This window comes from Gordonia sihwensis (assembly GCF_029632925.1).
Classification (GTDB): domain Bacteria; phylum Actinomycetota; class Actinomycetes; order Mycobacteriales; family Mycobacteriaceae; genus Gordonia; species Gordonia sihwensis.
In genome coordinates, this window is sequence record NZ_CP121248.1 from 1,973,148 (window position 1) to 1,983,903 (window position 10,756).

At 70.1% G+C, this 10,756-nt stretch carries 11 protein-coding genes; 6 read left to right on the forward strand and 5 right to left on the reverse strand.

The window, feature by feature from the left end; all coding sequences use genetic code 11:
• Positions 1–2: 2 nt before the first annotated feature.
• Positions 3–1,121: a M24 family metallopeptidase gene (locus P5P27_RS09475; RefSeq protein ID WP_278127340.1), complete on the forward strand. Its 1,119-nt coding sequence runs from the start codon at positions 3–5 to the stop codon at positions 1,119–1,121.
• Here the strand turns inward: P5P27_RS09475 and P5P27_RS09480 are convergent.
• Positions 1,081–2,595: an HNH endonuclease signature motif containing protein gene (locus P5P27_RS09480; RefSeq protein WP_278127341.1), complete on the reverse strand. Its 1,515-nt coding sequence runs from the start codon at positions 2,593–2,595 to the stop codon at positions 1,081–1,083. The genes P5P27_RS09475 and P5P27_RS09480 overlap by 41 nt on opposite strands.
• Before the next feature lie 353 nt (positions 2,596–2,948).
• Here P5P27_RS09480 and P5P27_RS09485 point away from each other — a divergent pair, with 353 nt between their 5' ends.
• Complete coding sequence (locus P5P27_RS09485) at positions 2,949–3,119, forward strand: hypothetical protein (RefSeq protein ID WP_278127342.1); 171 nt, start codon at positions 2,949–2,951, stop codon at positions 3,117–3,119.
• Between the two features lie 168 nt (positions 3,120–3,287).
• On the opposite strand, the gene P5P27_RS09490 is transcribed toward P5P27_RS09485, so the two are convergent.
• On the reverse strand, positions 3,288–3,704 hold the full coding sequence (locus P5P27_RS09490) for a TIGR03618 family F420-dependent PPOX class oxidoreductase (RefSeq protein ID WP_006894947.1): 417 nt from the start codon (positions 3,702–3,704) through the stop codon (positions 3,288–3,290).
• Positions 3,705–3,784: 80 nt separating this feature from the next.
• Between P5P27_RS09490 and dprE2 the strand changes: the two genes are divergently transcribed.
• Genes dprE2 through P5P27_RS09510 form a run of 4 tightly spaced genes read left to right on the forward strand, consistent with a single transcriptional unit; the run spans position 3,785 to position 7,302 of the window.
• On the forward strand, positions 3,785–4,534 hold the full coding sequence (gene dprE2 / locus P5P27_RS09495; protein ID WP_433820935.1) for a decaprenylphospho-beta-D-erythro-pentofuranosid-2-ulose 2-reductase: 750 nt from the start codon (positions 3,785–3,787) through the stop codon (positions 4,532–4,534).
• The gene (locus P5P27_RS09500; RefSeq protein WP_006894949.1) at positions 4,531–5,775 is read left to right on the forward strand and encodes a bifunctional cobalt-precorrin-7 (C(5))-methyltransferase/cobalt-precorrin-6B (C(15))-methyltransferase; all 1,245 of its coding nucleotides are present in this window, start codon (positions 4,531–4,533) and stop codon (positions 5,773–5,775) included. The genes dprE2 and P5P27_RS09500 overlap by 4 nt, the downstream gene beginning before the upstream one ends.
• Complete coding sequence (gene cobM, locus P5P27_RS09505) at positions 5,772–6,545, forward strand: precorrin-4 C(11)-methyltransferase (protein WP_045537376.1); 774 nt, start codon at positions 5,772–5,774, stop codon at positions 6,543–6,545. Before P5P27_RS09500 ends, cobM begins: the two co-directional genes overlap by 4 nt.
• Positions 6,538–7,302, forward strand: a complete 765-nt coding sequence (locus P5P27_RS09510) for a cobalt-precorrin-6A reductase (protein WP_278127343.1) — start codon at positions 6,538–6,540, stop codon at positions 7,300–7,302. The genes cobM and P5P27_RS09510 overlap by 8 nt, the downstream gene beginning before the upstream one ends.
• On the opposite strand, the gene P5P27_RS09515 is transcribed toward P5P27_RS09510, so the two are convergent.
• From P5P27_RS09515 to cobG, 3 genes are all read right to left on the reverse strand, one after another.
• Positions 7,299–8,813 (reverse strand): precorrin-2 C(20)-methyltransferase, encoded by a 1,515-nt coding sequence (locus P5P27_RS09515; protein ID WP_278127431.1) that lies wholly within the window; start codon positions 8,811–8,813, stop codon positions 7,299–7,301. The two genes, P5P27_RS09510 and P5P27_RS09515, sit on opposite strands and share 4 nt — an antisense overlap.
• 11 nt (positions 8,814–8,824) lie before the next feature.
• Entirely contained in the window at positions 8,825–9,448 is a 624-nt protein-coding gene (locus P5P27_RS09520) for a precorrin-8X methylmutase (RefSeq protein WP_278127344.1), read from the reverse strand.
• Positions 9,449–9,520: 72 nt separating this feature from the next.
• Entirely contained in the window at positions 9,521–10,693 is a 1,173-nt protein-coding gene (gene cobG, locus P5P27_RS09525; RefSeq protein ID WP_278127345.1) for a precorrin-3B synthase, read from the reverse strand.
• Positions 10,694–10,756: the final 63 nt, after the last annotated feature.

Here is a 10,756-nt window from a genome sequence, read left to right on the forward strand (position 1 = left end):
GCATGGCGACCAGATTCGACTCCGAGGTGTATGCCCGCCGTCTGCGACGGGCAGCCGATCTCACCCGCGATGCGGGCTACGACGCGATCATTGTCGGGACCGGACCCGACTTCCGGTATCTGACGGGATCGACGGCCGAGACCTTCGAGCGGCTGACAGCTCTGGTGATTCCGGCGAGCGGGCAGGCGCGGGTGGTGACCGCGAGGCTCGAACTGGCGGCTCTTCGCGAGTCGGCGATCGGCGAACTGGGCCTGCGCATAGCCGACTGGGTGGACGGTGATGACCCGTACGCGCTGGCCCTCGACGGACTCGGTGAGTCGGCGCGTCTGGCGGTGTCCGACAGTCTGCCCGCGCTGCATCTCATCCCGTTCGCGCGCCGGACCTCGGTGGCCCCGGATCTGGCGACGCCGGTGCTGCGCGAGTTGCGGATGATCAAGGACGACGCCGAACTGGAAGCACTGCGGAGGGCGGGAGAGGCCATCGACCGCGTTCACGCGCGTATGGCCGAGTTTCTGAAGCCGGGCCGTACGGAGGCGGAGGTGGCGGCTGATATCGATACGGCGATTCGCACCGAGGGCCACACTCATGCGGAGTTCATCATCGTGGGGTCCGGGCCCAACGGCGCCGATCCGCATCACGAGCATTCCGATCGCGTGATCGCCGAAGACGACGTGGTGGTGATCGACATCGGCGGACCGGTGGAGCCCGGCTACAACTCCGATTCCACTCGCACGTACTGCTTCGGCCCGCCGCGCGCCGACGTCGCCGAGGCCTATGCGGTCCTGGAACGGGCGCAGGCGGCCGCGGTCGCTGCGGTCCGGCCCGGCGTCTCCGCGGAGAGCGTCGACGCCGCGGCCCGCGACATCCTCGTGGACGCGGGACTCGGCGACCGGTTCATTCATCGGACCGGCCACGGGATCGGGCTGTCGGTGCATGAGGAGCCTTACATCGTCGCGGGCAATGCGGACGTTCTGCGGGAGGGCATGGCCTTCAGCGTGGAGCCTGGCGTGTACTTCGACGGCGACTGGGGCGCACGTATCGAAGACATCGTCATCGTGACAGCCGACGGCTGTGAACCGGTCAACTCGCGGCCGCACGGCCTGGTGGTCCTGCCGAACTGATCGGGCGGGGCAGCCCCCGCGATCGCGGCTCGCGCGGGTGAAGCGATTGTGCTTGTCCGGCATGGTGGATGGGGTTCAGGCGCCAGGGGTGATCGGTGGTGGCTGGTCGCCAGGCCATGCGTCCGGCGTGGGGTCCGTCGGTGAGGGTGGTGGTCTCCCATTGGCCGCGGTTGGTTCCGACGGCGCGGTTGTGGCGTCCGCAGGCTGCGCCGAGGGCGTCGATGTCGGTGCGCCCGGCCCGGGTGATCCAGTCCGGTGCGTGATGGGCCTGAGTCTGCGCGAAGGGGCGGTCGCAGCCGGGAGCGGTGCAGCCGCGGTCGCGGGCGAACAACGCCAACCGCTGCGCTCTACTCGCGAACCGTGCACCGCGGCCCTGGTAGAGCACTTCGCTGGTGTGATTGCGGAAGACGGCCAGGTGCGGGACGGCGTCGGCGGCGAGCCGGACGAGTTCGCCGATCGGAACACGGGTGCCGGTGGCGGTCAATGCGATGCCGGCGTGGGCGGCGAGTTCTTGGTCGGTGACGGTGATGACCAACTCCGCCGGTATCCGGTTCGGTGCTCCGAGTCCGCCGTGGGCGAGAACGTAATCACACAACGCCAGCAGCGCGTCGTGTGTGCGCTGAGCGGCGCTGCGCAGATCCCGGCCCCGCGCCGCCGCCAAAGCCTCGGCGTCAATGCCGTCGGCGTCGATGGTTCCGGTGGGTGAGTCGGGGTCGGCGGGATTGTTCATCCCGGGTGCGGCCCAGGCGGTCAAGATCACCTCGAACTTCGCCCGCAACTCCGGAGTCATCGCGCCGCGGACTCTGCTCATCAACTGCCGATCCTGCGGGAGGATGGTGATTCCGCGTTGGCGTTGCCAGTCGACGTGATCGCTCTCCTGCCCGTCCGGATCCAGATGGGCGAGCAGCCGGTCACCGACCTTGCCCAGATCATCCGGATTCAACCCGACGGCAGCCTCGGCCAACTCCGCCTCCGCGCGGGCTTTGACTTCCGGTGAGATGCAGCCGGGCACTTTCGCCAGCACCGCGGAGATCACCAGTGCGTGTTCTGCGCCGACGGTCCCGGCCGCCACTGCCGCGGCGGTGGCGGGCTTCCGTGGCGGCAGCGTTTCACCTTGGAAGTTGGAGAACTCGCCGATGGTCTCGGCCATCCGCAGCCGTCGGCCGGCCTCGCGGGTTCCCAGCCGCAAGCCTTGTGACAGGTATTGGTGTGGCTTCAGGTAGCCGGCGGTGCGGTGCGCGTTGCGGTCGGAGACCTCCACCAACAATCTGGACGAAACGCCGTCCCAGCGTCGCCGAATGCGTTCGGCGGTCTGTGTGTGCGCCAACAGGTCCGGTTCGGTCTCCGGCGACAGGGAGGTCTCGGCGAGTTTGACCGCCGCGGCATCGATCAGGGCGAGTAGTTCGGCGGGCCGCGCCGGCAGCGCGCCGGTGGCGACGACAGTGGCGATCGAATCGGTGATCGGATCGGTCATCGCTGTCACCTCCCCCGAGTGTTTCAGCTGTTCACACCATGTTTTCTTGACCTACCAGAACTCTACCAACGGGGTATGACATTGATGATGGTTGGTAGTTCCACGACGGTCGTGACTCCGGGTACGACTGACCCCCTGCTGGGTTGTCCACGAATTGGTCTGTCCGGTCGGTGTGGGGCGTCGAATGTTCACGAGCGGCGGTGGCCATGACCTGATCAGGAGCTTGGCCGGTTGCCTAACCGATGTCTTGTCTGACCGCCGCCGCCCGCCGAGCGCCGTCGCAGTCATCACCTCGGTCGGCGGCGAGCCGGCCGAGGCGAGAGTTCCCGGCGACCTCGGCCGGGTACCGGGCGATGACTTCGTGCCTCGATGGTCACGACGTCAGTGCCGTCGGGGTGGAATGCACCAGCAGCTACGGGCGGGGAATCACCAGCGTGCTCCAGGCGGCAGGGCTGTCGGTGGCCGAAGTGTACGGCGGCGGCAAGGACAAGAAACGAATCAAGGGGCAAGTCCGACCCGCTTGATGCTGTCGCCGCGGCCCGCGCGGTCCTGGCCGGCGACGGTATCGCGATCCCGAAGGACGAACGCACCAACATGGTCCGCGCCCTGCATCTGACGCAGCGCGGCGCCGGTCCCCGCATCTTCGGGGAAGACCTCGCGTCATCGAGGTCTCCGTGACCTCGGCCCGCGACTCATCCGGCAGCAGCAGTGCCGAACATTCCGGCCGACCCGAGCACGCGCGCGATGTCCATCTCAATCACGACGCGGCGGGGATTCGGCTTCGGAGTCCGGTAGCGAGCCGCGTACCGTGCCTCGGCGTCGGCCACGGAGACCGGATCGCGGCGGACGGTCACCGGACCCTCGAGGGTCAGCCACCGTGGGCCGTCCACGTGCGTCAGCGCCGCGTATCCGCCCCGATCGGCGTTGCGCACCTTCTGCGAGCCCTCGAAGGTGATCACCCGTGCCTTCTGCGCGTCGCCGTCGAAGGTGAAGCCGACTGCCACCACATGCGGCGTTCCGTCGGCTCGGGTGGTCGCCAGCGTCGCGAGGTGGTACTCGGACAGCATCTGGGCGGCTTCGGCGGACAGTTCGGCGACGGTTCGGCTCATGGTCCCCACGGTATCGGCGACGTCGCGCCGTCATCGACCCGGCCGCGTCGCGGTCCGGCAGCACCGGCGATACTGGTCCGGTGGGAACGATCGTGGTCTTCGGTGGACGCAGCGAGATAGGGGTGGCGACGGCGGCGCGCCTGGCCGAGGGAAATCGCGTGGTCCTCGCCGCGCGCCGACCCGACGACCTGGCCGGTGAGACGCAGACATTGCTGTCGGCGGGCGCGACCGCGGTCGACACCGTGGCGTTCGACGCCGACGACATCGCCTCGCATACCGCACTCGTCGAATCGCTGTTCCGCGACGGTGCCCGGGTGGACGTCGCGATCGTGGCGTTCGGGATTCTCGGCGACGCGGCCCGGTCGGAGACCGATGTGGCCCACGCCTTGCAGATCGCCCACACCGACTACTACGCGCAGATAAGCGTGATGACTCCTCTCGCGGTGGCCCTGCGACGCCAGGGGTCGGGCACGATCATCGTGTTCTCGTCGGTCGCCGGTGTCCGCGTGCGCCGCGCGAACTACGTGTACGGCTCCACCAAGGCCGGGCTCGACGGCTTCGCGAGCGGGCTGGCCGACGCGCTGCACGGTTCCGGCGTCCGCCTCCTCCTCGCGCGGCCAGGATTCGTGGTCGGTGCGATGACACGCGAGCTGATGGCCTCCGGAGTCGAGCCCGCTCCCTTCGCCAGGACCGCGGACCAGGTCGCCGACGCCGTCGCCAAGGCCTATCGCAAGGGAAGAGGCGAGGTGTGGATCCCCGGTGTGCTCCGGCCCATCTTCTTCGGCATGCGCCTGCTTCCCCGCCCCGTCTGGCGGAGGCTGCCGCGATGACGGGAGAGTCCGGGCCGAAGCAGCCCGCCCGCTTCGTCGTGGTGGGAATCGGAGCCGACGGATGGAGCGGACTGAGCGCCCGCGCCCGAGCAGCGCTGGACGAGGCGACGACGGTGTACGGTTCGGCGCGCCAACTCGACCTGGTCGCCGAACACCTGACCGCGGATACTGTGCCGTGGCGTTCGCCGATGTCCGAGCACCTGCGCGAAGTGCTGCGCGACAGCTCGGCACATGGCACGATTCACGTGCTGGCCAGCGGTGATCCGATGTTCCACGGCATCGGCTCCACCATCGTCCGACAGGTCGGTCGCGACCGCGTCACCATCGTCCCGGCACCGTCGAGCGTCTCGCTCGCGGCCGCCGAACTGGGCTGGGACCTGGCATCCACCACCATCGTCAGCACAGTCACCGCACCCGCCTCGGCGGTGGTTCCCGAACTCGGCGACGGCATCCGCCTTCTGGTCCTGTCCAGAGACGGCTCCACACCGGCCGAAATCGCGGAGCTGTGCCGGGCGCACGGGTACGGCTGGACCACGATGAGTGTGCTCGAGAATCTCGGAGCCGCGACGCAGGCCGTCCGGACCGGACTGGCTCGCTCATGGGACGACCGCCCGTGCGCGCCACTGAACATCACCGCGCTCGACTGTGTGGGCCCGAGTTCGTCGCACTGCCCGGGACTGCCCGACGAGGCGTACGAGCACGACGGCCAGCTGACGAAACAGACCGTGCGGGCACTCTCTGTCTCGGCCCTGGCTCCCGCCGCCGGACAACTGCTGTGGGACGTCGGCGCGGGCGCCGGAAGCATCGGTATCGAGTGGCTGCGGTGCACGCGCGACGGCCGGGCCGTCGCCTTCGAGGCCGACCGGCTCCGGGCCGCCGCCCTGCGACGCAATGCCGAGAAGCTCGGCGTCGGTCACCGGCTCACGCTGGCCGGCGCGGTGCCCGAGGCGCTGGCCGGAGCCGCCGACCCCGACGCGGTCTTCCTCGGGGGCGGCGTCGACCGCGACGTCCTCGACACCGCCTGGGATGCGCTGATGCCTGGCGGACGCATCGTCGGAAACGCGGTCGCGATCGAGACCCAGCACTTGTTCATCGACGCGCAGGAGCGGTACGGGGGGAGCCTCACCCGCCTGTCCGTGGAACGTGCCGCACCACTGGGCCGCCTCACGGCGTGGCGACCCGCTCTGCCGATCGTCCAATGGGTCGCGGTGAAAGACGACGCCGCGCGGGAGGACACATGACCGTCTACTTCATCGGCGCCGGCCCGGGGGCAGCCGACCTCATCACGGTTCGCGGCGCCGAGATCCTCAGTCGATGCACGGTGTGCCTGTACGCGGGATCGCTGGTGCCAGACGAACTCCTCGGTCGTCTGCCCGACGGTGCCGAGATCGTGAACACCGCGCGAATGCCGCTGACGGAGATCCTGAGCAGACTCGCACGCGCCGACGCCGCCGGTCACGACGTGGCCCGACTCCACTCCGGCGATCTCGCCCTGTACTCGGCGTTGACCGAGCAGCAGCGCGGTCTGCGCGAACTGGGCATCGCCTACGAACTGATTCCCGGGGTGCCCGCGTTCGCGGCGGCGGCGGCCGCCCTCGACACCGAGCTGACCGTCCCGGGAGTGGGGCAGAGTCTGATGGTGACGCGCGTCTCGACGCTCTCGACCGATATGCCGCCGGGGGAGGACCTCGGTTCCCTGGCTCGCAGCGGCGTCACTCTCGCCCTCCACCTCGCCGCACACCGCACCGAGCAGATCGTCGCCGAACTGGCGCCGCACTACGGCGCCGACTGCCCGACGGCGACGGTCGCGTACGCCTCGCGCCCCGATCAGCGGATCGTGCGCTGCCGGCTCGACGAACTGCCCGCGGAACTGTCGGCGGCGCGCATCACCAAGACCGCCGTGATCTTCGTCGGGCGCGTCTTGGACGCCCGGACGCATCCCGACGTCACCGACAGCTATCTCTACTCGCATGCCCGGATGACGAAGCTGCGTGAGGACCGCCATGCCTGAGCCGTCCGTGCTGATCCTGGGCGGAACCGGCGAGGCGCGCGAACTCGCACGCCTGCTCGATGAGTCCGGTGTTCCGGTCGTCACCTCCCTCGCGGGCAGAGTCGCCGATCCGCGTCTGCCGGTCGGCCGGGTGCGCGTCGGCGGCTTCGGCGGCGTCGACGGTCTCGCCGCGTGGATCGGCGAGGCCGGAATAACCGCGATCGTCGACGCGACGCACCCGTTCGCCGCCAGAATCACGCCGAACGCCGTCGCGGCGGCGGAACTGACCGGGGTCGGATATCTACGCCTCGCCCGACCTCCGTGGTCACCCGGGGCCGGCGAGCGCTGGACGCGCGTGCCCGACATCGCCGCCGCCGCGACCGCGGTCGCCGAGAGGGGCGGGAGCCGGGTATTCCTCACCACCGGAAGACAGGACGTGTCCGAGTTCGCGGAGATCGACGAAGCGTGGTTCCTGATTCGGGTGGTGGATCCGCCCGAGGGGCCGCTTCCGCCGCATCACCGGGTTCTCCGCTCCCGCGGCCCGTACCGTCTCGCCGATGAGACGGCGCTGCTGCGCGAGCACCGCATCGACGTGCTGGTCACGAAGAACAGCGGGGGAGAGATGACCGTCGCCAAACTCCGCGCCGCCGCGCGGCTCGGTGTCGAGGTGATCGTCGTCGACCGTCCCGCGGAACCCGACGGGATCGCGCGCGTCGACACCCCGAGCGAGGCCCTCGACTGGCTGTCCGGGCCGGCCGGCCGAGGAGAGATCCGCTAGGCGTAGTGCCGCGGGGTGTACACGAGGTCGCCGCCCGGCCTGCGGGCGAGGGTGGTCATCGACGAGCCGATGATCAACAGCGTGCGCATGTCGACTGTCGCCGGATCGAAGTCCGCGGCCGTGGTCACCGTCAGGCGCTGTCCCGGGCCGCCCACGTCACGGCCCGCGATCACCACGCGGTCGGCCGGAACCAGTTCGGTCAGGAGTTCCTTGAGACGTTTGATCTGCTCCACGCGTTTCGGCGACGCCGGATTGTAGATCGCGATCACCAGGTCGGCGGCGATCGCGTGCCGGAGCCGCTCCTCGATGACCGATCCGGGCTTGAGCAGGTTCGACAGGGAGATCACGGCGAAGTCGTGGCCGATCGGCGCACCGACAGCGGCCGCCACCGCGTGCGCGGCGCTCACCCCCGGCGTCACTCGCACGGGCACATGCGCCCACCGTTCCTCCGCAGCAGCCTCCGCCACCGCAGTCGCCATGGCGAACACCCCCGGATCGCCCGACGACACGACGGCCACCCTGGCGCCGCGCGAGGCCAGGTCGAGGGCGAACTCCGCGCGTTCGGCCTCGACTCGATTGTCACTGGCGTGGACGCGCTGTCCGGGGCGCGCCACCACCCGGTCGAGGTAGGTCTTGTATCCGACGAAATCGGTCGCCGCTGCCAACTCCGCGGCCACCTGCGGCGTCGTCTGGTCCACCGGTCCGGGACCGAGGCCGACCACCACCACTTCACCGCGCGAACGGTCGCCTCCCGCGGCGAGCGGATTGTTGCGTCGCCCGGGTACCACGATCAGGGAGAAATAGGGCACCGACGACGGGTCGACGTCGGCCACGCGCTCCACGCGCTGGCGGTCGGTGGACGCCCTTTCGACGTACCAGGCCTCGTCGAGACGCCCGGCGGCGGCCAGAGCGTCGCGCACCTTCACGAAGGTGCGGCCGAGTTTCATGATCGCCAAGGCCTCGCCGGACCGGAAATGCGCGATCAGCTCGCCGGCCTCGGCGGTTCCTGGCAGGACCGTCAGCGTCTCCTCGCCTTCGACGAGCGGGATGCCGAGCGCCGCGGACGCCGCATTCACCGACGTCACCCCGGGAATGATCTGCGCCTCGAACCGGTCGACGAGCCGCTTGTGCATGTGCATGTACGAGCTGAAGAACAGCGGGTCGCCCTCGGCGAGCAGCGCCACATCGCGTCCGGCGGCCAGGTGCCCGGCGAGGAGTTCGGCACTCTCGGCGTAGAAGTCGGCCATCGCGCCCGCGTAGCCGCCGGGATGATCGGTGGTCTCCACGGTGAGCGGGTACATCAGCCGTTCTTCGATCTGGCCTTTGCGCAGATACGGTTCCGCGACCGAGCGGGCAATCGAATTACCGTGCCGTGCACAGTGATACGCGATCACGTCGGCCTCGCCGATGATCCGCGCAGCCTTAACCGTCACCAGTTCGGAGTCGCCCGGCCCCAGGCCGACACCCCACAGTTTTCCGTTCACAGCGGAGTCCGCTCCCGTCGTCGACATCACCGGACCGCTCATTCCGCCGTGCTCGCGAGAGCGTTGACCGCGGCCGCGGTGATCGCCGAGCCGCCGCGTCGGCCGGTGACGGTGATGAACTCCAGATCAGTGCGGTCGGCGAGCGCCGCACATGATTCGGCGGCGCCGACGAAGCCCACCGGTGCGCCGACGATCGCGGCCGGACGAGGCCAGCCCTGGTCGATCAGGTCGAGGAGCGCGAACAACGCGGTGGGAGCGTTGCCGATCGCGACCACGGCGCGGTCGAGGTCGTCGCGCCAGTACTGCAGCGCCGCGGCGGTCCGAGTGTTGCTGATCCGCTCGGCGAGATCGGCGATCCCCGGCTCCTTGAGGTGACAGCGGACCGCATTGTCGGCGGGAAGCCGCAGCCGCGTGATACCCGACGCGACCATGTTGGTGTCGCAGAGGATCGGCCCGCCCGCTGCCAAGGCGGCGCGAGCGGCCGTCACCACTCCCGGGGTCGCCACCACGTCGTCGGTGAGGTCGGTCTGTCCGGACGCGTGGATCATCCGGACCACCACCGGCTCGAGGTCGGCGGGAAAGCCCGTCAGATCGGATTCGGCGCGGATCATGGCAAACGACTGACGGTAGATCTCGGCTCCGTCGCGGACATACTCGGTCATGGTGTGCCCAAGATTACGCACCCGAGGCGGCGGCGGTGGACCCGGTACGGCCCCGCGCCGTGCCGGTGGGAATCAGCCGCCCGGGACGCGACGGTCGGTGCGGTAGCCGTCGCCCGTGGCGATCCGCCGGACGTGCGGACCGTTCGGGGATCCGCACCCGCGGTCGCAGCCCAGCCAATGCTCGCGTTCGCGACCGGGCGCCGCATCCGGGGCACCGAGGTGCGCGAGCAGGTCGCCGCGGACGTCGGCGTGCGACCGGCCGCATCCGGGCGAGCCGGTGCAAGCGCTGAATCTCGTCCACGGACTGGCCGAATCGAAGATGAACCCGAGCGGGGCGAGCACGCGCACCACGGTCTCGGCCACGGCCTCGGTGAGGTCGGGAATCAGGATCTCGCGCTCGGGCGTGATGAGGATCGGCGTGCCGATGGCGCCGGCGAACTGCGCCTGCCGTGCCGAGAGCCGGCCGAACTCGGTGACGGCACCGAGCAGCACCCGTCCGTCCGATTGCTCGAACCATCCGACGATGGGCTCTCGGACGTCCGGCCGGCCGCCATTCGCGGAGGCCGCGGCTTCGGTCGGTGCCAGACGCCCGAAGCCCGCCACGGCGCCCGAGACCGCAGCGCGGGCCCGACCGTCGAGTTCCCGGATCCGCCACTCGTCGGCACGGTGCTCGTGGAACGACGCCGCGGCGGCGACCATCGCGGCGGGCAGTTCCGTCAGCGGCACCACCCGGCCGGTCGGGACGCCCCCGAGATGGATCGCCGCCTCGTCGGGACTCACGGCCGCGCCGAGCACGTCGACGTCGCGGCCCCTGACGTCACCGCGGCCGTCGTCGAAGCCGAACCAGAACCGGCCCGAGAGGTCGCGGGTCCACTGATGCCGATGCAGTTCGGCCTCCAGTTCGCGAGCAGCGGGCCGGACATCGGCCAGACCGCCGATCCGACCGCTCAGCGGCGACACCACGATGTTCCGGACGCGGTCGTGAGCCCGGTCGGTGGCGAGTCCGGCCGCCAGGATGCGGTCGGCGAAGGCGTCCACGCGGTCGTCGGCGATCCCGCGCACCTGCAGGTTCGCGCGGACGGTGATCTCGATGTGGCCGTCGCCGAACTCCTCGGCGGCCAGTGCCAGCGCCTCCAGCGCGGCCGGTTCCACCTGCCCGCCCGACAACCGGATCCGGGCCAGCCGGCCGTCGTCGGCCGGATGGGTGCGGAAGACGCCGGGACAGCGGTCGGCGGGTTTGTTCACCCCTCCAGGATATGGCCTACAGTGAAGCCCAGCCTGCCCGCGCGGAAGCCGGTTCGAGTCCGG